14 protein-coding genes are annotated in these 21,730 nt (G+C 55.7%); 12 read left to right on the top strand and 2 right to left on the bottom strand.

The window, feature by feature from the left end; genetic code table 11:
- Positions 1-140: 140 nt before the first annotated feature.
- The 6 genes from AAGR08_RS16915 (at position 141) to AAGR08_RS16890 (ending at position 11,687) form a co-directional block, all read left to right on the top strand.
- Positions 141-314, top strand: coding sequence for a type II toxin-antitoxin system HicA family toxin (locus AAGR08_RS16915; protein ID WP_097095191.1), 174 nt, complete (start codon positions 141-143; stop codon positions 312-314).
- 93 nt (positions 315-407) lie between these two features.
- Complete coding sequence (locus AAGR08_RS16910) at positions 408-812, top strand: type II toxin-antitoxin system HicB family antitoxin (protein WP_097095190.1); 405 nt, start codon at positions 408-410, stop codon at positions 810-812.
- A 168-nt stretch (positions 813-980) separates the two neighbouring features.
- The gene (gene murQ, locus AAGR08_RS16905; protein WP_345827417.1) at positions 981-1,892 is read left to right on the top strand and encodes an N-acetylmuramic acid 6-phosphate etherase; all 912 of its coding nucleotides are present in this window, start codon (positions 981-983) and stop codon (positions 1,890-1,892) included.
- On the top strand, positions 1,892-3,331 hold the full coding sequence (gene murP / locus AAGR08_RS16900) for a PTS N-acetylmuramic acid transporter subunit IIBC (RefSeq protein WP_345827416.1): 1,440 nt from the start codon (positions 1,892-1,894) through the stop codon (positions 3,329-3,331). Before murQ ends, murP begins: the two co-directional genes overlap by 1 nt.
- Positions 3,332-3,851: 520 nt before the next feature.
- Positions 3,852-9,929, top strand: a complete 6,078-nt coding sequence (locus AAGR08_RS16895; RefSeq protein WP_345827415.1) for an autotransporter outer membrane beta-barrel domain-containing protein — start codon at positions 3,852-3,854, stop codon at positions 9,927-9,929.
- A gap of 213 nt (positions 9,930-10,142) precedes the next feature.
- Positions 10,143-11,687 (top strand): PAS domain-containing methyl-accepting chemotaxis protein, encoded by a 1,545-nt coding sequence (locus tag AAGR08_RS16890; RefSeq protein WP_097095186.1) that lies wholly within the window; start codon positions 10,143-10,145, stop codon positions 11,685-11,687.
- A 3-nt stretch (positions 11,688-11,690) separates the two neighbouring features.
- Here the strand turns inward: AAGR08_RS16890 and AAGR08_RS16885 are convergent, their stop codons facing one another.
- Complete coding sequence (locus AAGR08_RS16885; protein WP_097095185.1) at positions 11,691-12,641, bottom strand: AraC family transcriptional regulator; 951 nt, start codon at positions 12,639-12,641, stop codon at positions 11,691-11,693.
- Positions 12,642-12,744: 103 nt separating this feature from the next.
- Between AAGR08_RS16885 and AAGR08_RS16880 the strand changes: the two genes are divergently transcribed.
- The 4 genes from AAGR08_RS16880 to AAGR08_RS16865 all read left to right on the top strand — a co-directional run bounded on the left by AAGR08_RS16880 (position 12,745) and on the right by AAGR08_RS16865 (position 17,591).
- On the top strand, positions 12,745-13,932 hold the full coding sequence (locus AAGR08_RS16880; RefSeq protein ID WP_345827414.1) for an MFS transporter: 1,188 nt from the start codon (positions 12,745-12,747) through the stop codon (positions 13,930-13,932).
- Between the two features lie 304 nt (positions 13,933-14,236).
- Positions 14,237-14,446 (top strand): DUF1471 domain-containing protein, encoded by a 210-nt coding sequence (locus AAGR08_RS16875; protein WP_008105630.1) that lies wholly within the window; start codon positions 14,237-14,239, stop codon positions 14,444-14,446.
- A 214-nt stretch (positions 14,447-14,660) separates the two neighbouring features.
- A complete protein-coding gene (locus AAGR08_RS16870; protein ID WP_345827413.1) occupies positions 14,661-15,713 on the top strand; it encodes a YncE family protein in 1,053 nt (350 codons plus the stop codon).
- Positions 15,714-15,950: 237 nt separating this feature from the next.
- Entirely contained in the window at positions 15,951-17,591 is a 1,641-nt protein-coding gene (locus tag AAGR08_RS16865; RefSeq protein ID WP_345827412.1) for a dihydroxyacetone kinase subunit DhaK, read from the top strand.
- Positions 17,592-17,667: 76 nt separating this feature from the next.
- On the opposite strand, the gene sbmA is transcribed toward AAGR08_RS16865, so the two are convergent.
- Complete coding sequence (sbmA, locus tag AAGR08_RS16860; RefSeq protein ID WP_345827411.1) at positions 17,668-18,903, bottom strand: peptide antibiotic transporter SbmA; 1,236 nt, start codon at positions 18,901-18,903, stop codon at positions 17,668-17,670.
- A gap of 296 nt (positions 18,904-19,199) precedes the next feature.
- On the opposite strand from sbmA, the gene AAGR08_RS16855 reads away from it, so the two are divergent.
- Both AAGR08_RS16855 and AAGR08_RS16850 read left to right on the top strand, forming a co-directional pair.
- Positions 19,200-19,934 carry a gluconate 2-dehydrogenase subunit 3 family protein gene (locus AAGR08_RS16855; RefSeq protein WP_097095180.1) on the top strand — a complete coding sequence of 245 codons (735 nt, stop codon included), beginning with the start codon at positions 19,200-19,202 and terminating at the stop codon, positions 19,932-19,934.
- 2 nt (positions 19,935-19,936) lie between these two features.
- Positions 19,937-21,721, top strand: a complete 1,785-nt coding sequence (locus AAGR08_RS16850) for a GMC family oxidoreductase (RefSeq protein WP_097095179.1) — start codon at positions 19,937-19,939, stop codon at positions 21,719-21,721.
- Positions 21,722-21,730: the final 9 nt, after the last annotated feature.

Raw genomic sequence — 21,730 nt, 5'->3', positions numbered from 1 at the left:
TTTTATGCCCGCTGCAGACAAGTCTTATAACCCTTTGTCTCAAACCTTGCTTAAATCCATACCCACTATAACCACAAGTGCTGCATAGCGTAGTTATAGTGGGTATAATGACTGTGTGCCAGGGACTCAAGGAGGCTGGATTGACCAGTGGCGAACTCATAAAGCTTTTAGAGCAAAATGGCTGGGTACAGAAAAGGGTGAAAGGAAGTCACCACATCTTCAAAAAGGATGGCGTGAGTTATGCCATTGCCGTCCCTCATCCCACAAAAGATATTTCAACGGGGACGCTAAACAAAATACTTAAACAGATATGAAAACAGGCGCACACAGCGCGCCCAAATTTCGGTAATAATTTTAAGTGCCTTGTACGTAATAGAAATCCAGCTTGAGCGGGTAGGGGGTTGCAAATGAGATATCCAATTTACATCCATAAGACAGAAACTGGCACTTACTCAGGGTTTGTACCAGATGTAACCGGATGCTATTTCGCAGGCGATACCTTCGAGAACACAATCAAAGATGCAGCGGAAGCGATAGACGCGCACGTAGAGTTTACGGTTGATGAAGGCGGTGCAATTCCAGAAGCTAAAACTTTTGATGCGCATCTTGATAATGAAGACTGCCAGGGCGGCACCTGGGCTTATGTCGATGTCGATGTAAGCAAGTATGATGGAAAGGCAATCAAGTTAAACATCACGATTGCACAAAACTTGTTAGCGCGCATTGATCGTTACGTCGAGGAACATCGTGAATATGGGTCAAGAAGTGGATTCTTAGCGGAGTTAGCCCGCAGAGAGTTGGCTAAAACATAAGAAATTCCCGTAAGACGTTTAATCATGGGTAATAGCCTGCTTATGCAGGCTTTTTTGTGGACGTCTGCCATCCCCAGTAGCGAGCAAAAATGACATATACCTGACGAATTAACAATTCTTTGTGATATATAGTTTGTTGAATAAATTATTCTCTCACAGGAGCCTGTCATGCAGATCGATCTCAGCCAGATGATTACCGAAGGCCGTAATCCCGCCAGCCAAAACATTGATGAGCTGGAGACTGAAGCCATGCTGCGCGTGATTAATGATGAAGACAAAAAAGTGGCGCTGGCGGTAGAAGCCATCGTGCCGCAGATTGCGCAGGTGGTGGATGCTATTACTGCGGCTTTCAGTAAAGGCGGCCGTCTCATCTACTGTGGCGCGGGCACGTCGGGGCGTTTGGGCATCCTTGATGCCAGTGAATGTCCGCCTACTTTTGGCACGCCGCGCAGCCAGGTGGTGGGATTGATTGCGGGTGGCCACGCTGCAATTCTGCAGGCGGTAGAAAACGCCGAAGACAACGTTGAGCAGGGTGCACAGGATCTGCGTGATATTGCTTTTAGCGCCAACGATGTGCTGGTGGGCATTGCTGCCAGCGGCCGGACACCTTATGTGCTTGGCGCTCTGGCGTATGCCCGCCAGCAAGGGGCTTTTACCGCCGCGTTGACCTGTAACCCTAACAGCCCGATGTCACAGGTCGCTGATGTGGCGCTGACGCCGGTGGTTGGCCCCGAAGTGGTGACCGGTTCTTCGCGCATGAAAGCCGGCACCGCGCAGAAGCTGGTGCTGAATATGCTCACTACCGGGGCGATGATTCGCAGCGGCAAGGTGTATGGCAATCTTATGGTCGATGTTGAAGCCACCAATCAGAAGCTGGTACAGCGCCAGGTGAATATTGTTAAGCAAGCCACCGAGTGTGACGATGCCACCGCGCAGCAGGCGCTGGCAGCCTGTCACGGACACTGTAAAACCGCGATTGTGATGGTGCTGGCCGAACTCAATGCTGAAGAGGCGCAAGCCCTGCTGAGCCAGAATCAGGGCTTTATCCGTAACGCTTTGCGTGGCGCAGGAGCTAATTAATGGCCGCTATCGAAGGTGTAGTGCGCGACATTTTGCAGGCGGTGGGTGGCGCAACCAATGTGGTGCAGTGCGGCAACTGTATGACACGCCTGCGCCTGACGCTGGCAGATGCTGCAGGTGTTGATAGCGCAAAGCTTAAAACGCTCCCGGGCGTATTGGGTGTCATTGAGAGCGATGCGCAGTTACAAATCGTGCTTGGCCCCGGTAAGGCGCAAACCGCGGCAGAGAAGATGCAGGCGTTACTCAATGATGGCAGTGAAGCCGCTGCATCACAGGAGCTGCAAGGTATTGCCTCCGCGCAAAAGCAGCAGATGAAGGCGAAGCAAACCAGCGCATTGCACCGTTTCCTCTCCCGCTTTGCCACCATTTTTACGCCGCTGATCCCTGGTTTCATCGGTGCCGGTTTGCTCCTGGGCTTTGCCACGCTGATTGAGCAGGTATTCCACCTTAATCAGCCCGGCGAACACGCGCGCTGGCTGCTTGCGACCGTGGCGTACATGAAGGTGTTCGGCAAAGGGTTGTTCACGTTCCTGAGTATTTTGATTGGTTATAACGCGCAGAAAGCCTTTGGTGGCACCGGCGTGAACGGCGCGATCGTCGCTTCGCTGTTTATCCTCGGCTATGTGCCCAAAGCCACGGTCGGCTATTACAGCGGCATGGAAGATTTCTTTGGTATGGCGATCGATCCGCGCGGCAACATTATTGGCGTGCTGCTGGCGGCTATATTTGGTGCCTGGGTTGAGAAACAGCTGCGAAAAGTGGTTCCCGATAATCTCGATATGATTTTGACGTCACTGCTGACATTACTTATTACTGGCGCCGTCACCTTCATGGTCATTATGCCGATTGGCGGTGAATTATTTAAAGGGATGTCATGGCTTTTCATCAATTTAAACAGTAATCCGTTTGGCTGTGCTCTCCTCGCCGGGCTGTTTTTAATTGCGGTGATGTTCGGTATCCATCAAGGCTTTATTCCGGTCTATTTTGCTCTAATGGAAACCCAGGGGTTTAATTCACTTTTTCCGATACTGGCGATGGCCGGAGCCGGGCAGGTGGGTGCTTCGCTAGCGCTGTGGTGCAAAGCCGATAAGCATTCGCTGCTGCGTAAGCAAATTAAGGGCGCGATTGTGCCGGGCTTATTGGGTGTGGGCGAGCCGCTGATTTATGGCGTGACGCTGCCGCGCCTCAAACCCTTTATTACTGCCTGTCTGGGCGGTGCGCTGGGCGGCTTCTTTATTGGACTGGTGGCGTGGCTGGGCCTGCCCGTCGGGATGAACACGGTGTTTGGTCCATCGGGGCTGGTGACGCTACCGTTAATGACCTCATCCCAGGGAATTTTTGCCGGTATGGCGGTGTATTTAGCCGGGCTAATAGTGGCGTGGATTGGAGGCTTCGCATTTACGTGGTGGGGCGGAATGCGAAATGTGGATTTGAGCTAAATGCAGTGCGGATGTTGGTTCGGTGCGCATCAATGCGCACCCTACGGCGTAGGGTCGCCATTTATGGCGACCGAAAAAATAGTGATTTGAGTCACATTTTTGCATTTTCTCGTATCGCTTACTCGTTTAGGTTATTTTTGCCGTTATCGGACCGAGTGTAAGTAAAGTGTTATGAAAAAATAAAAGAATTATTAATGAGTTGGAAAGCTAGTCTCTCAATTAATATTGGTCTTAAATTATTTGCAATTTATAACCCTGCTCGCAATTATTTCTCCCATATGACAATAAGTTAGTCAAAATTCCCTTTTGCATCAGTTAATAAAAAAGTCTATACCTACAGCCAATAAATCTATAACAACCGATCCATCCTTTTAGCGCTACGCCTTACTTTCTTCACACAGTTGTTCTCGAATTAAATGACGACACGGGATTGGTATTAACCTGCCGTTTTATCCCCATCAAGATGAATTTAACGCTGTTGCAATAACAGCGTGGACGCTGCACGCCCACTGGAGGAAGTATGAGGTTTAAATTAAATCCGATCGCGATAGGGATGATGGCGGCGCAGCTGCTGTTCTATCCAGCGATTCAGAGTCAGGCTGTTACATTAGGCGCGTATACGCCGCAAGCTAATGATAACCAGGTGGGTAAAGTTGTCGTCGATGGTAATAGCGAAACCCTGACGGGTAACCAGGCGTTTACTCCAGGCACGGACGGGGCGGTAACCACCACCCTCGGGCAAGTGGCGATCACCTCCGGTTCGCAATATCTTAATCAGGATCGCCTCGATCCTGGCCCGCAAAACTTTGCTATCACCACCCCCGATCCGACTACCGGCACTAACACCACCTTCCAGGTGTATAACCCTGCCAGCCTGGTGGCACTGGCGCCCGTCACCAGCGCCACCAGCGTACCTGATATCCAAAACGTAAATAACGGGCAATACATTAATGCGCGGATTGCGGATGTCACGGGCGGCGGCACGCTGGATGTCAATATCGGCCAGGCCAATGCGGCCAGCAGCGCAGCCACCAATAGCTGGACAATGGCGGCAAAGCAGACGCAATTGTTTAACGTCGATGCGGGCAGTACCGTCAACTGGAACAGCAATAACCGCATTAATTTTTTCGGTTCGACCGCGACACCGGATGGATCGGGATCGGCCACCAGCAGCTATCAGGTACAAAATCTTGCCACCTATGGCGGGGCATTCAGCGTACAGACGCTGGATGGCAAGAGCACCAATTTCACCGTCACCAATGCTGGGCAGCTGCAGAGCTATAACAACTGGTTAATCAGCCAGCTTCAGGCCGGCAATCTCGATAAAACCCGCTACCTGACTGAATTCAATAAAGCCGTTACCTTCACCAATGCCAATATCGTGTATGACGTCAGCGCTACGCCGCCGGACGAAGTCACGCAACCGATCGGCGATCGCATTGTGATTAATGCCGAGGGTGCCGGAACGAAAGTTAATCTGGCGGCGGGCAAAACGCTTGAAGTTATTGGCGCTTCTGCGGGCGGAGCGATAAAAGTCTCGAACGGCGCTGAAGCCGTGATTAATGGCAAGCTGGCGAGTCGTGGAAGCAATACCAATAACGGCACCGCGCTGGTATTAACCGATAACGGTAAGGGCACCAATAACGGCGTCATTAACGGCGGTTTTCTTAATCGTCAGGATGGCACCGGTATAGGATCGACCGGTTACGGTGCCAACGGTGTGAATGTACAAAACGGTAGTACTTTCGATAATAACGGTATTCTCAACCTCGCCACTACCGGCAGTAACTCCACGTATGGCGTGGCCGGTATCAACCTGGGGGCCACCTCCACCGCCACAAACAGCGGTAACATTAACGTTGGTGTCAATGGCTCCAGCGCACGTGGCATCACCTCGGGCGTATTGCTCACCGATGCCACCTCCACGTTTACCAATACCAGCAGCGGCACTATTTATATTGGTCGTGGACCACAAAATAGCCCGGGTGATGCGGCTGCCGATACGGCGATGAACCAGAGCGGATTGACCAGCGGTATTGCGCTGGTGGCTAACGGTAGCGCCACCAATGACGGCACCATCACCATTGGTAGCAAAACGCAAAATGCGGCGGGGATGTCGGCAACCGGTGCCAATAATGTCACGATGGTCAACAATGGCATCATCAACGTAAACGGTGCCGCAGCGGCCATACCGCGTGAAAATGTCGGTATGTTGGTGACTAACAGTTCAGGCACGATCACTAACAGTAACACCGGCGTGATTAATCTCAACGGCGTGAATGGCACCGGGCTGAAGGTGCTTGCAACCAATGGTAATACGGCTAGCGCCACCTCAACCGGCGTCATCAACGTCGCGGGCGGTGCCGATCCCGCCAGCGGTACGCGCAACTACGGTGTGTGGGTTGAGGGCCAGGGAGCGACCGGTAGCGCGCAGGCGACGATAGGCGGTCCCATCAACCTTAGCGGGAACGGGGCGATTGGCGTACACGCGCGCGGTGATGCAACGGTTACCGTCGATCCTGCCGCTGTGCCAACCTTCTCCAGCGGTACTAATCAGATTGCCTTCTTCGCATACGGCCCGAAAGCGCTGATTAACGTGCTGGGCAGTAATCCTTTTGACGTAACGACACAGAACTCAACGCTGTTCCGGGTCGAACAGGGGGCACTTTTCGAAGGTAATAATTTGCTGCTGACGGCTTCAGGTGCGGGTTCCACCGCCGTTGTTGGCAGCGGCCCCGGCACTAATGTGAACACGGATGCGGCGCAAATTAACGTCAGTGGCACCGGTGCAAATGGCATCACCGTTGAAGGAGGAGCAACCGGCGTCATTGCTAACACCACCACCATGAACCTCACCGGAAGCAATGCCATTGGGGCAATTGTCGACGGCCAGAAGCACGATATTTTTGGTAAAAACAGCGGTTCTCCGGTTGCCAGCACCAGTCTCAATTCTGCTGCGACACTCAATTCTAATGCGAGTGGATTAACCGGCTACCTGGCGCGTAATCGTGCGCAGTTAACCAACACCGGGGATATTAACTTTACGGGCGCCAACGCGACCGGCATTCGGGTGGAAAGCGGTGCCACCGGCACCAACAGTGGCAATATCAACATTAACGATGGCGGCACCGGTATTTCTGTTAACAGCAGCGGTACCACCACCACGGCGAATAACAGCGGCATCATCAACGTTAACGGCGGCAGCACGGGGGCGCGGACGCGTGGCGTCAGTGCCAGCGGCAGTGGCGCGGTGGCCAATCTTAACAGCGGCGCACTGAATCTTAACGGCGTGGGTGCCATTGGCGCTGAAGCCTTGAGCGGTGCTCGGGTTAACGTCTCTGCGGCGTCCACGCCAGTGTTCAATAATAGTGACCAGATTGCCTATCACGCGGCGGGGGCAGGATCGCTCATTAACAGCGCGGCGAATGCACTCAATGCCAACACCACCGGTTCAACCGGTTACCGCATTGATGACGGCGCCACGCTGGCACTGAGCAACGGCAGCGCTATTACCAGCAGCGCGGCAAACAGCACCGGTGTGATTGTCTCAGGAAGCGGCAGTACGCTAAACAGCGGTAACGGCCAATTTATTGCCAGCGGCGATGGCAGTACGGGCGTACGTGCCGAGGGTGGCGCGCAGGCAACGCTGGCAGCCGGTAGCACGATAAATGCCAGCGGCACCAATAGCGTTGGCGTGCTGGTCAATAACCTGCGTACCGATCTCAGCAACGCATTAAACGGCAGCGCAGCGCCCACGTTAGTCACCAATAACGGTGCCGTGAGCGGCGCTGGCACTAATGCGGTGGGCATTGATGTGACGAACGGCGCTGAATTGCTCAACAACGGCAACGTGAATTTCACCGGCAGCAACAACATCGGCATCCGCTCTCGTGCGGGCAGCACGATCACCAACAATGGCGTGGTTAACGTGGCAAATGGCACCGGGTTGGATGTCTCCGGTAACGGCACCACGCTGGCGAAGGGTGGCACCATCAACGTCGATAATGGCACCGCAGGTGTGCGCATCAGCGACGGCGCCCAGCTGGCGTTAACCGGCAGCGATACGGTGATCACCACGCGCGGTAATGCACACGGTATTTTACTGGATAGCGGCGCAACAGCGCTTAGCGCCAGCGACGCCACGGTGAATGTGTTAGGGAGCGGCAACGGTATTGAGAACCGTGCTGAACTGAGCAATGTCGGCCTGAGCAATCTCACCATCAACGTTGGCAACGGTAACGGTATTCGTACCGCCGTAGGGTTTGATCCCGCCTCCACGGTGACCACCAATGTGTCCGGCAGCGGCAACGGCCTGAAAATCTCTAATGCCGATGGCTCAACCAGCAGCGGTGATTTAATCCTCGGTTCCGGCTATCAGTTCAATGTTACCGGTGCTGGCGGCACGGGCATCCTGGCCAATACCACCGGCAATATCACTACTGCGGCAAACGTCAATATCGATAATGCCGCAGGTGGCTCGGCGCTGGTTTCCAGTACCGCAGGCACCATCGTTAATACCGGTAATCTCAGTTCGAATAGCCTGACGGCACCGGTGGTGGATCTGCGTGGGGGGAAAACGGTGTTTGAGAACCTCGGCAACATCATCACCGCTAATCCACAAACCGTGGCGGTGGCGGGCAGTAACGCCGATGACGTCATTCTGCTCACGGAAGGGGATGTCCGCGGTGATATCAACCCTGGCGGAGGCTCAGACGTGTTCCGCTGGACGGGCGGCACGCTTAACGGCAGCCTGACGATGGGCAATGACAATAACAACAGCGCTGAGGTGAGCAATGTCGATCTCGGCACGACCTACCATCTCACCAGCGGCACTGGCACCGGCAATACGTTAACTTTCAGCCAGATCGACGCGCGCGGCGGCAGCTTCAGCGCCGACGATCTCAGCAAAGGGGTTAACCTTGGCAGCGGCTGGAGCACCATCAACTTTGCCAACACCCGCTGGACGTTAACCGACAACCTCAAGTTAGCGCACAGCATCATCAATGTGGATGCGGATTCAACCCTGTACGCGGGCGATAACGTGCATCCTACGCTGGCTGGCGGCACTGCCGATTCGCTGGTGGTGAATAATGCCGGTACGTTGGATCTCACTAACGGTGCGGGTTCGCCGGGCAACACGCTCGATATCGCCGGTTCGCTGGCCTCGAGTGGCGGGCAGCTTAATCTCATCACCACTATCAATGAGGGCGGGGCGTTAAGCAACCAGTACACCGACCATCTGAACGTGACCGGCAATGCCACGGGCACCACGCTTATCAATGTGAAACTGACGGATGCCAGTACCGGCGCGTTGACCGATCTCAATCGTAATGGCGGTGTGGAAGGCAACGAAGGTATTTCGCTGGCGCAGGTGGGCGGTAATGCCAGTCCTGACAGCTTTGCGTTGAAAGGGGGCTATCTGGCCGCAGGGCCGTGGCAATATCGGCTCTACACCTTCGCGCCGGGCAGCAGCGATGCTAACCAACGGCTGGTTGGCGGCAGTGGTAACAATTACTGGGATTATCGTCTGGCCAATTACTACGTCTGTGAGGACAGCGCGAGCTGCCAGCCTACCTTTGTCACTGATGGGTTTGGTACCCCACACAGCTACGATTCTCGTCCGGCGGTGGTACCGCAGGTTCCATCCTATGTTTCTGCGCCGGTGGGCCTGGCCTATTACACGGCGGCGATTATTGACGACCTGCATAAGCGTCTGGGCGAACTGCGCCACGAGCAGACGCGACCAGAAGGCGATGGCGGCGAGATGTTCCTGCGCTATATCGGCTCGAACATGAAGTACAAAAGCGATCAAAGCTTCCGTGACTACGGCTATGACTTCGACCTGGATTACAGCGCGGTGCAGGTCGGCGGTAACCTGCTGCGCCTCGACGGCGACAAAGATAGTCTGCGCGGCGGTATCGCCTATACGCGTGGCAACACACGGATCCGTCCTGATGCGGCAGATGGCTACAGCAGCACCACCTTCGACAGCGACAGCCTGGCGTTTTATGGTACCTGGCAGCGCCAGAGCGGCTTCTATCTGGATGGCGTATTGTCCTTCGACTGGCATCGTGGTGAAACCGATATTGCCCGTACCCAGGAAGTGGCAAAGCTGAAAGGCCACGGTTGGACAGCGTCGCTGGAGAGCGGATATCCGTTTGAGTTAGGCGAGGGTTACAAGCTGGAGCCGCAGGCGCAGCTGATGTACATGCAGCTGAACATGAATGACTTCACCGATGAAGACGGCAACAAAGTGCGTTACGGTGACTACAACCAAACCATTGGCCGCCTCGGCGCGCGCCTTGATCGCACCTGGACTGACGACAGTAACCGCCAGTACACGCCTTATCTGCGCGCCAACTACTACAAAGGCTGGGGCGGCACGGCGGATACATCGGTTTCGTCAGTGGATAATCCAGCACTGGGCGCCACCTTCAGCAGCGGTCACTTCGGCCAGATGTGGGAAGTGGGTGCCGGTGGTACCGCAACCGTGCAGAAAGACGTTTCACTTTACGCCGAGGCGGATTATCGCAAAGAGATTGATGGCAATGGCGCCAAAGGGTGGCGGTATAACGTTGGCGTGAGGTGGCAGTTCTGATCTGGGTGCTAAAAGCAAAACATTGATCTGGTTTACTGTAAAACCCGGTTAATCGATGAGGTCAGTGACAAAACTGTGAAAGCCGCTGCAAAGCGGCTTTTTTGTTGCCGCTAATTTTGAACTGATGCTAAAGCCAGACCGTTCTTGTGCCGAAAAGGTAAAAAAGAGTAATAGATTTTTTTCTTTTAGCCTGCGTTTTGCAAGGACACACACATGCGCAACAATCAGCCCGTCACTCAGCGCGAATTTGCGTTTGACGATGACGCGACTTTGATGTCGACCACCGATCTTAATAGCCACATCACCTACGCCAACGATGCGTTCATCAACGTCAGCGGATTCTCCCCTGAAGAGGTGAATGGACAGCCGCATAATCTGGTGCGCCATCCCGATATGCCACCAGAAGCGTTTGCAGATATGTGGTCGACCCTGAAAAAGGGAGAGCCGTGGACCGCGCTGGTGAAAAACCGTCGTAAGAACGGCGATCACTATTGGGTACGCGCCAACGCGGTGCCGGTAGTACGCGCAGGCAAAGTGCAGGGCTTTATGTCGGTGCGGACCAAGCCATCGAAAGAGGAGGTTCGTCAAGCCGAAACGCTGTATCGCGCATTCCGTGAAGGTCGGGCTGGCGGGCGCCGCTTCTATAAAGGATTGATCGTGGGTACCGGCTGGCGCCGCCTCGGCTCGCTGCTGAAAACGCTGCCGCTGCGCTGGCGTATTCGCTCGACCTTACTCACGCTGCTGCCACTTTCAGTGCTGGGCGTTTGGTTGCTGGGCATGGCTCCTTTAGCAATTGGCGGCTTCGCTGGCGGCATGGCGGCGATGTTGCTGCTGGCGAGCCTGTGGCTGGAGCAGCAAATTTCGCGTCCGATGGAGCGTATGTGTCGGCAGGCGTTAAGTGTGGCGACCGGTGCCAGCCACAAAGTTGAACAGATTGATCGCGTTGACGAGATTGGGGTAACGCTGCGCGCCATCGGTCAGCTTGGCCTGATGTTTCGCTGGTTGGTGGATGATGTCAGCGGCCAGGCGATCAATGTGTTGAGCGCCAGCGATGCCATTGCGCGGAGCAACGACGAACTGAGCCGTCGCACGGAACAGGCGGCCGCCAACGTCCAACAAACGGCGGCAACCATGAATGAAATGACGGCGACGGTGAAGAGCAACACCGAAACCGCCAGTGAAGTGAATGGCCTGTCAGAATCCACCAGTTCTGCGGCAATCAAGGGCGGCGAAGTCATGCAGGAGATGGTTGGCATGATGGCGGAGATCGCCGACAGCTCGCAGCGTATTGCCAGTATCACCAGCGTGATTGACGGCATCGCCTTCCAGACCAACATTCTGGCATTGAACGCGGCGGTTGAGGCGGCACGCGCCGGTGAACAGGGCAAAGGATTTGCGGTGGTGGCCGGTGAGGTCCGTAACCTCGCACAGCGTAGCGCCAAGGCGGCCAGCGAAATTAAACATCTGGTGGAAACCAGCGCCAGCCGGGTGCAGTCGGGTAGCGATCACGCTGATGCGGCAGGACAGACCATGCAGGATATTGTCGGCCAGGTGCAGAACGTCACCGCGCTGATTGCACAAATCAGCGGTGCCACCGCCGAGCAGGCCGCTGCCTTAACGCAGGTCAGCACGGCGGTGGAAGATCTCGACGATATCACCCACCAAAACGCCGCGCGGGTAGCCGAAAGCGCAGAGGCGTCGGGCCGCATGAAGCATCAGGCCAACCGTCTGGTGGAAGCGATCAGCGTGTTCCGTTGATCTTCAGATGAGCTCCCGTCCGGCACGCAGCGCACCGGGTGGGGTGCCGACAATGCGTTTAAACGCGCGGCTAAACGCCGCCAGCGAACCATATCCGAGGTGGAAGGCGACGCTTTCCACCGCTTCCCCCTCATTCACAATGCGTTCTACCGCCAGCCGCATGCGCAGCTCGGTGAGATAGCGCAGCGGCGTCATGCCGGTTGCCGTCTGAAAGCGCGCGGCAAACACCGAACGAGAACTGCCGGATTCACGCGCCAGTCGTTCCACCGTCCAGTTCTCTCCGGGCGCGCGGTGCATCGCCGCCATTGCCTGGCTGAGACGCGGATCGCGTAGCGCCTGCACCAGTCCGCTGCCTTTGCCACAGCCGTTTTCCACCCAGCCGCGCACAATCTGCGCCGCCACGACGTCCGCCAGCCGCGACAGGATCCCGGCAAAACCCGCTTTGCGCTGGCGGGTTTCACGCTCCATTGCATCGAGAATCGGCTGGATCTCGGGATATTGCGCCAGCAGCGTACTCACCAGCATCACATCCGGCATGGTGTGCACCAGCGGCTGCATGCCGCCGAGTTCGAACGCCATGCAGGCGCTGAACAGAATCACATCGCTGTTATCCGGGCATAGCTCGCTGCTGTCGTCGATGGCGCAAACGCTGGCGCAAATCGGTCGGCTGTTAAACGTGGAAATGGGTTCGCAGATAGCGTCTTCAGAGGAGATTAACGCGTGCGGTTTGCCGTGGGGAATCAGCAGCGCATCGCCGGCTTGCAGCGGATAGATCACGCCCGACGCGGAGCGGATCAGCAAGGATCCGCGCCCAACAAAATGCAGCTGCGCGCGGCCTGGCGCGTCGTCATATTGCAAACCGAACGGCGTATGCAGCGCGATACGCTGATATTTGACGCCGTACAGGCGCATGCCCATCAACAGTTCACTGGTCAGATCTTCATAGCGGCTCATACGAATCCAGACGAATAATCAAAAAACAAAGTTTCTGCATCATAGATCGTCTTGCTGGGAGTCTCTATGCTTAAAGCCTAATATTTTGTGATGGGGATCACAGATGAGCCTGGAAACTGAAATAGTCGAATCACCTTTAGAGGTGACGAAACCGGAGTGGGGCGCGGTGTTTGCCATGGCGTTTGGCGTGTTCGGCCTGATTACCGCGGAATTTTTACCGGTGAGCTTGCTAACGCCGATCGCCGACACGCTGCATATCAGCGAAGGACAGGCGGGACAAACGGTGACCGTCACCGCGCTGGTGGCACTGCTCACCAGTCTGGTGATCGGTAACGTAACGAGTCAGATCGATCGCCGTCTGGTGATGCTGGGCTTTACGCTACTGCTGATCGCTTCCGCGCTGCTGGTGGCCTTTGCTGAGAATCTGCCGATGATTCTGCTGGCCCGCGTGCTGCTGGGCGTGGCGATTGGCGGTTTCTGGACGCTGTCTACCGCCATTACCATGCGACTGGTGCCGAGCGATCAGGTGCCGCGTGCGCTCTCAATCGTGTTCAGCGGTATTTCACTGGCAACCATCATTGCCGCGCCGCTCGGCAGCTATCTGGGGGCGATTATCGGCTGGCGTAATATCTTCATGCTGACCGCGGCGCTGGGCGTGCTGGCGCTGTTATGGCAGTTTTTCACCTTGCCTGCGATGCCGCCCGTTAACAAAGCGCGCAGCGGTGGCGTACTGGATCTGCTGCGTAAAAGTGTGATGCGCTGGGGCATGCTGGCAGTAATCATGATGTTCACTGGCCACTTTGCCTTCTTTACCTACCTGCGTCCGTTCCTCGAAGGTAGCGCGCAGCTTAATGTGAATCAGCTGTCGCTGGTGCTGCTGGCGTTTGGCGTGGCCAACTTCTTTGGTACCTCGCTGGCCGGTTATCTGGTGACGCGCAGCGTTTCGCTGACGCTAACGGGAATGGCGCTGGTCATGAGCGTGACGGCGCTGGTGTTGGTGAGTTTTGGCAATGTGTCGTGGCTGGTGGGCGCGGGCGTGGCGCTGTGGGGGTTGGCGTTTGGTTCAATGCCAACCGGCTGGTCAACGTGGCTTTCACGTGCGGTGCCGGATGATGCCGAATCGGGCGGTGGTTTGCTGGTGGCAACCATTCAACTGGCGATCACCGCCGGTGCGGCAGCGGGTGGCTGGATGTTTGATCTGCAGGGCGCAGGCGGCGTGTTTCTCGCCAGCGGCGTGCTCATGCTGTTAGCCGCTATCACCATTTTCACCCGCGTTCGTCATCACGGTTAATCACTACCAGGTCGCCATAAATGGCGACCCTACAACAGCGTAGGGGCGCCATTTATGGCGACCTGGTTGATAACCGCATGGATTCTTACAAATACCTATCACAGCCATTTATCCTGCCTTTTAACTAAATGTCAGATTTTTAACCGTTTGCAGCAAGGTTAATCTAAACGTGCTTTATATGTTCAAAATAATCGAACAACTACGGCAAATCTCTCCGCTTTTTACTGATCAATTCTGCGCCTATTATGTCTCTCAACAAGGCGATAACGCCTTACTCAATCAAACGTACATTAAGGAATTGACCATGAAATCTATCAAAACTTTTGCTGCTGTTATTGCTCTTACCGTTCTGCCATTCGCAAGCTTTGCACAAAGTATCACTGCAACCGCTTCAACGCTGGATGGCGCAGAAGCGCAAATCGCTGCTCAGGCGCACGAAGCTGGTGCTTCCTATAAAGTGACCGAAGCAAACTTCAACAACGGCGTGCACATGACGGCCGAACTGACCAAATAAGTTGCGTTAACGTTCTGTGCTGACAGGGTGCCTCCGGGCGCCCTAGCGGCGTTGCTAACCTGATAAAATCCTGTCACTTTCCCTCCGAAATGATTACTATTCTCAAATAATAACCTCTTTTGTCAGCTCGCCTCGGGCTGTCTTTTTTACATTGGTTGTAATGTCGAGCTTTCACTTCACTGCCATCAGGCGGTGTTTTTGCTATGGAGAAGTTATGAAGGCGAATAAAAAATCGTGGGCGCTGCGTCCTCTGTTGCTGGCAACGGCGCTGTTCTCTACCTCTGCGGCGATTGCGGCGGAAACTCAGCCGTTGAATCAGGTGATTGCAAAAGGCGCTTATGAGCTGGCGTTTAGCAATAGCGATAACGCGCTGTTCCTGGCGACCGCGCAAAGCACAACCGACAAAAAAGGCGGCACCGTTTATCGTCTTGATCCGCAGGATCTGGCGGTGAAGCAAACCATCAACACCGATCTGCCGACCTTTGGCGCGGCGCTCAATCAGAAAACCAATATTCTCTATTTGGGTAACACGCGCGATGCTGCACTGACCGCAGTGGATGCCACCAGCGGCAAAGTGATCAATACGCTGGTGCTGGATGGGCGTAAGCGCAGCGAAACCGTGCGTCCGCTGCAGCCGCGTCAGCTGGCGGTCGATGCGGCTACCGATCGCGTTTACATCACCGGCCTGGGTGAGCAGAGCGTGGTGTGGGTGGTGGATGGCAAAACCCTGAAACTGATTAGCACCGTGCCGAACACCGGCAAAATGGGCACCGGTTTGGCGATCGATTCTGCGGCGCAGAAGCTGTATGTGACCAATGCGGATAACGAGCTGGTCACCATCAATACGCGTCTGAACGCGATTGAAAAACGTCAGAAAATTGAGGGCGACAAAGATCACTTCTTCCTCAACATCTCGCTGGACACTCAAGGCCATCGCGCCTTCCTCAGCGATTCAAAGCAGCCGCAGGTGCTGGTGCTGGACACGCGTACGCAGGAAGTGATTCACAAGATCGCTGTGCCAGAATCGCTGGCGGTGTTGTTCAATGCCGATCGTGATGAGCTGTACGTCACCCACCGTAAAGCGGGTGAAATCAGCATCATCGACGCCAGCAGCTACAAGGTGAAACGCACGGTGAAAGCACCGGGCCTGCCAAACAGCCTGGCGCTGTCTGCCGATGGCAAAACCCTGTTCGTCAGCATCAAACAGCCGGGTTCACGCAAAGAGCCACCGAAGGATCCGGACAGCGTGTTACGCATCGCCCTTTAATCCCCGTCATACTTCAAGCCGCAGGTGCGTTGGCTGCGTGTGCTCGCCCCGGTCACTTACTTTAGTAAGCTCCCGGGGACTCACACCCTTGCCGCCTTCCTGCAACTTGAATTATTTAGGGGATATCTGGTTTTACTGGGCGGCTTGTGCCGCCCTTTGCATTTCTGTCATTCGCTGCGTTTTTATCGCCACAGATACGCTACCTTGTAGGACGACAACACCATAAGAGAGGACGCTATGAGCCAGTTTTTTATGCATGAGAAAAACGATCTGGTCAACGAAGCCATCGAAGGAGTTTTACTCAGTACGCCGTGGCATAACCTCAGTCGCCTCGATCTTGGCGATGAGATCCGCGTGGTGGTGCGTTCGGACTGGGATAAGAGCAAAGTGGCGCTGATTTCGGGTGGCGGTTCCGGTCATGAACCGGCGCATGCCGGATTCGTCGGTAAAGGCATGCTGACGGCGGCGGTGTGTGGCGACATTTTTGCCTCGCCGAGCGTCGATGCGGTGCTAAACGCCATCGTGAACGTCACCGGCGACGCCGGTTGTCTGCTGATTGTGAAGAACTATACCGGCGACCGTCTCAACTTTGGTCTGGCGGCCGAGAAAGCGAAAAACCTCGGCTACAAGGTTGAGCTGGTGATGGTGCAGGATGATATCGCGCTGCCGGAAAACCCGCAGCCGCGCGGCATTGCCGGCACGGTGCTGGTGCACAAAATCGCCGGTTTTGCCGCAGAGCAGGGGCAATCGCTGGATGAGGTCAAAGCGCTGGCGCAGCGCGCGATTGATGCCACCTCGTCGATTGGTCTGGCCTTTGCCACCTGCCATGTGCCAGGCGAAAAGCGCGATGAACGCGTTGAGCCAGGCCACAGCGAGCTCGGCATGGGCATTCACGGCGAGCCGGGCGTGGTGACGCTCGACACGCAAAACAGCCGTAAAATCAGCAGCATCATGTCAGATAAACTGGCGCAGGCGCTGCCCGATGGCAAGCAGGCGCTGCTGCTGATTAACAACCTCGGTGGCTTTTCACAGCTGGAGCTGGCGTTGCTGACGCGTGAAGTGCTGCAGTCGCCGCTGGCGGCGCGCATTACCCATCTGATTGGCCCGGCGACGTTGGTGAGTGCGCTGGATATGAAAGGCTTCTCACTGTCGCTGCTGGCGCTGGAAGAGGCGTTTCTGGCAGCATTAAGCGCGCCGGTTCAGGTGCTGGGCTGGGTGCCAATGTATGACTTTGCACCGATCAGCCTGCAACGTGCAGAGAAAATCGGCAGCGTGCTGGATTTTGATGCATCTGAGAATGCCGAAGTAGCGAAGATTGTTGCAGGCGTCACGCAGACGTTGATCGATTTGGAAAGTGAACTGAACGCGCTGGATGCCAAAGTTGGCGACGGTGATACCGGTTCGACCTTTGCCGCCGGAGCGAAGAAGATTCAGCGCGGCCTCAATGAAAAGCAGCTGCCGCTGGATGAGCTGCCAACGTTGCTGGCGCTGATTGGTGAGCAGCTGGCAACGGTGATGGGTGGATCGAGCGGCGTATTGATGTCGATTCTGTTCACCAGTGCCGGCCAGCAGCTGGAAGAGGGCAGCGCGCTGCCGCAGGCGTTGATGCACGGCCTGGAACGCATGAAGCATTACGGTGGTGCGCAGCCGGGTCATCGTACGTTGGTGGATGCGCTGCAACCGGCGCTGGAAGCGTTAGTCGCAGGCGAGTCGCTGGCGGCGGCCGCTAAGGCCGCACAGCAAGGCGCAGATGCGACCGCGCAGATGCAGAGCGCCAAAGCCGGACGCTCCGCTTATCTGAATCAACAAAGTCTGGATGGGGTGAAAGACCCGGGCGCGTACGCGATTGAGCGGGTGTTTGCGGTGTTGGCGCGCTAGCGTAGCCAGGTCGCCATTAATGGCGACCTTACAACGTAGGGTGCGCATTCATGCGCACCGTTTCACAGCCTGCACCTTACTCCGCCGCTTCGCGCATCATCTCATCGTGTGGAATATCATCCAGAATCTGTTCGAAACTGCGCAGACGTTTGTAGATCGACATCAGCGTAATCAGCGTTGACCACGAGGTGATCAAATACTGGAACGACGATCGCACCTGATCAAACACGTTGGTGATCTGGTTCAGCAGACCCAAGGTGATGGTGCCCGCCACAATCGACGGGAACAGCACAAACAGCCCGAACACGTTATCCACCTGCAAATACATAATGCGCGTGATGTTAAAGTACAAATAGTGGAAGTAGAGGCGGAAGTAGTTCTGACGCACGCGAGTAAATAACTCATGCACCGTTGGCGGGGCGGCGCGCTCCGGATCGTCTTCGCCGTACACCAGCTCTTTACGATAGGCCGCTTCCACACGCTGATTGCGGAACTCCAGCCCCGGCAGTTTTATCCCCACCATCGCCAGCAGCGCAGTACCAAACAGCGACCACAGCAGCGCGGCAATCACTAATGCATACGGAATGCTGCCGAGAATCGGCACCTCTTTCACATGGTGCGACAGCGTCACCAGCACCGGCAAGAACGCCACCAGCGTCATAATCGCCTGAATAAAGTTAATGCCCCAGTCCTGCAGCGTACCGGCGAAACGCATGGTGTCTTCCTGCACACGCTGCGCTGCACCCTCAACCAGACGCAGACGCTGCCAGTTGTGCATGTAGTAATTGTTCATCGCGGTACGCCAGCGGAACACCCAGTGACTGACGAAGAACGAGTTCATCACGCCAATCACCACCGCAATCAGCGCGATGCCGAGAAACGCCAATACTTGCACATAGAATTGATGGATAGCGACGGAACCGGCTTTGGTTAACGCCTGCTGGATCATGTCATAGAACGGGCCGTACCAGGCATTCACGCCCACGCCAACCTGCACGCCAAACCAGGTGACGAAGATGATCAGCATTGACCCCCACACCGACCAGCGCTGCCACGGATGGTTATCAATCACGCGCCATGCAAGGCCAAAGATCCCAGCCACAATCCAGTAATAAGCATAAAACCACAGCTGGCTGACGTGAATAAATCGGCTGGCATTGGTGGGTAATGGCTGTTGCATCGCCGCCTGTAATGCCGGCCAGCGCGCGGGAAAGTCATTGAAAAAGCCAAACCAGGCAAAAATTGCTATCAAACTCCAAATCGCAGCTGAGCTGAAAAACAGCGATGGCCGCGGAAAAAAGGACTTAAACATAGGCACTCCGCTGTTGTGTGTACGCTTTTATACCGCTTTATACGGTTATCTGTCTGTTGTGGGTTGTATCTGACGATGACAGCTTCGCCGCTGCGATGTAAAGCGACAGCGGCAAATGTTAAGTAATTTGTGCGGATTTGTTTCTACGAACTAAATTATTAACAGCAATGGTGTTACACTTTGTGCGCTGTTACCGGTAACAGTGACGCTGTATCCCTTAAGCTATCAATAAAAAAACAATACTACGCAACTACTTAACTTTCGTATCGCATTATATGTGGTACTGAGGCAATGTCATGTCAGAACAAAAAAATGGTCACAGTCGCAGGGATTTTCTGCTGAGAACCATCACCCTGGCGCCGGCAATGGCGGTGGGCAGTACGGCGATGGGCGCGCTGGTGGCGCCGATGGCCGCCGGGGCAGCAGAGCAACAATCGTCATCACAACAGGCGCGGAGCTACCAGCCAACCTGGTTCACCGCCGAAGAGTTTGCCTTCATTACCGCGGCCGTGGCGCGCCTGATCCCCAGCGATGAACGCGGTCCTGGCGCACTCGAAGCCGGCGTACCGGAGTTTATCGATCGTCAAATGAACACGCCGTACGCCATCGGTAACAACTGGTACATGCAAGGCCCGTTCAATCCGGACCTGCCTAAAGAGTTGGGCTATCAGCTGCCGCTGGTGCCGCAACAAATCTATCGTCTCGGTCTCGCCGATGCCGATGGCTGGAGCAAAAAGCAGCACGGCAAAGTGTTCGCTGAGTTAACTGCTGAACAGCAAGATGCACTGCTAACCGCGTTTGAAAGCGGCAACGCGGCGTTTCCGCAGCTGCCGGCCAAAATCTTCTTCTCCTTCCTGCTGCAAAACACCCGCGAGGGTTACTTCAGCGATCCGATCCACGGCGGCAATCAAGGCATGGTGGGCTGGAAGCTGATTGGCTTCCCAGGCGCACGCGCTGACTTTATGGATTGGGTGGAACGCGGCGAACGGTATCCGTTCCCGTCGGTGGATATTCGCGGGGAGAGGACGTAAGCGTGGCAAATGAATTGAAAAAAGTGGATGCGGTGGTGGTCGGTTTCGGCTGGGCGGGCGCGATTATGGCGAAAGAGCTGACCGAAGCGGGCCTGAATGTGGTGGCGCTGGAGCGCGGTCCGCATCGCGATACCTACCCGGATGGCTCCTATCCACAGTCGATCGATGAACTGACCTATAACATCCGTAAAAAACTGTTCCAGGATCTGTCGAAAAGTACCGTGACCATCCGTCACGATGCGTCACAAACGGCGGTGCCGTATCGCCAGCTGGCGGCGTTTTTGCCGGGCACCGGCACCGGCGGTGCAGGTCTGCACTGGTCGGGCGTCCATTTCCGCGTCGATCCGGTCGAGCTCAACCTGCGCAGCCACTACGAGCAGCGCTACGGTAAAAATTTCATCCCGGAAGGCATGACGATTCAGGATTTCGGCGTCAATTACGACGAGCTGGAACCGTTCTTCGATCAGGCTGAAAAAGTGTTCGGCACCTCGGGCAGCGCCTGGTCGATCAAAGGCAAGCTGCTGGGCAAAGAGAAAGGCGGCAACCCGTATGCGCCCGATCGTTCCAGCGACTTCCCGCTGCCGGCGCAGAAGCGCACCTACTCGGCACAGCTGTTCGCGCAGGCGGCAGAATCCGTCGGTTATCATCCGTATGATATGCCGTCGGCCAACACCTCTGGCCCGTACACCAACACCTACGGCGCACAGATGGGCCCGTGCAACTTCTGCGGTTTCTGCAGCGGTTACGCCTGCTACATGTATTCCAAAGCGTCGCCAAATGTGAACATCCTGCCGGCACTGCGCCAGGAGCCGAAGTTTGAGCTGCGCAATAACGCCTACGTGCTGCGCGTGAATCTGACTGACGATAAAAAGCGCGCCACCGGCGTGACCTATCTCGATGGCCAGGGCCGCGAAGTGGTGCAGCCGGCGGATCTGGTGATCCTGTCAGCGTTTCAGTTCCACAACGTGCATTTGATGCTGCTTTCCGGCATCGGCAAACCCTATAACCCGATCTCCAACGAAGGGGTGGTGGGCCGTAACTTTGCCTATCAGAACATCTCGACGCTGAAAGCGCTGTTCGACAAAAACACCACCACCAACCCGTTTATCGGTGCCGGTGGCGCGGGTGTGGCGGTGGATGATTTCAACGCCGACAACTTCGATCACGGGCCGCACGGCTTCGTCGGCGGTTCGCCGTTCTGGGTCAACCAGGCCGGCACCAAGCCGATCTCCGGTTTGCCGACGCCAAAAGGCACGCCGAACTGGGGCAGCCAGTGGAAAGCGGCGGTAGCGGATACTTACAACCATCACATCTCGATGGATGCGCACGGCGCGCACCAGTCGTATCGCGCCAACTATCTCGATCTCGATCCCAACTACAAAGATGCCTACGGCCAGCCGCTGCTGCGTATGACCTTTGACTGGCAGGACAACGACATCAAGATGGCGCAGTTCATGATTGAGAAGATGCGCAAAATCACCGAAGCGATGAACCCGAAAATGATCATCGGCGGCGCGAAAGGGCCGGGCAGCCACTTCGATACCACCGTGTATCAAACCACGCACATGAGCGGTGGGGCGATTATGGGTGAAGATCCGAAAACCAGCGCGGTTAACCGTTATCTGCAGAGCTGGGATGTGCCAAACGTGTTTGTGCCAGGCGCCTCAGCGTTCCCGCAAGGACTCGGCTACAACCCAACCGGCATGGTAGCGGCGTTGACCTACTGGTCAGCCAAAGCCATTCGTGAACAATATCTGAAAAACCCCGGCCCGCTGGTACAGGCATAAGGAACACGG

The sequence above is a fragment of the Pantoea sp. BRR-3P genome, assembly GCF_039621635.1.
Lineage (GTDB): Bacteria > Pseudomonadota > Gammaproteobacteria > Enterobacterales > Enterobacteriaceae > Pantoea > Pantoea floridensis.
The sequence above is the reverse complement of the archived record's forward strand: the minus strand, read 5'-3'. Positions and strand labels throughout refer to the sequence as shown.

Coding starts and splice junctions, on each gene's coding strand:
- AAGR08_RS16910 (WP_097095190.1), top strand. CDS start 408: ATGAGATATCCAATTTACATCCATAAGACAGAAACTGGCACTTACTCA.
- murQ (WP_345827417.1), top strand. CDS start 981: ATGCAGATCGATCTCAGCCAGATGATTACCGAAGGCCGTAATCCCGCC.
- murP (WP_345827416.1), top strand. CDS start 1,892: ATGGCCGCTATCGAAGGTGTAGTGCGCGACATTTTGCAGGCGGTGGGT.
- AAGR08_RS16895 (WP_345827415.1), top strand. CDS start 3,852: ATGAGGTTTAAATTAAATCCGATCGCGATAGGGATGATGGCGGCGCAG.
- AAGR08_RS16890 (WP_097095186.1), top strand. CDS start 10,143: ATGCGCAACAATCAGCCCGTCACTCAGCGCGAATTTGCGTTTGACGAT.
- AAGR08_RS16885 (WP_097095185.1), bottom strand. CDS start 12,641: ATGAGCCGCTATGAAGATCTGACCAGTGAACTGTTGATGGGCATGCGC.
- AAGR08_RS16880 (WP_345827414.1), top strand. CDS start 12,745: ATGAGCCTGGAAACTGAAATAGTCGAATCACCTTTAGAGGTGACGAAA.
- AAGR08_RS16875 (WP_008105630.1), top strand. CDS start 14,237: ATGAAATCTATCAAAACTTTTGCTGCTGTTATTGCTCTTACCGTTCTG.
- AAGR08_RS16870 (WP_345827413.1), top strand. CDS start 14,661: ATGAAGGCGAATAAAAAATCGTGGGCGCTGCGTCCTCTGTTGCTGGCA.
- AAGR08_RS16865 (WP_345827412.1), top strand. CDS start 15,951: ATGAGCCAGTTTTTTATGCATGAGAAAAACGATCTGGTCAACGAAGCC.
- sbmA (WP_345827411.1), bottom strand. CDS start 18,903: ATGTTTAAGTCCTTTTTTCCGCGGCCATCGCTGTTTTTCAGCTCAGCT.
- AAGR08_RS16855 (WP_097095180.1), top strand. CDS start 19,200: ATGTCAGAACAAAAAAATGGTCACAGTCGCAGGGATTTTCTGCTGAGA.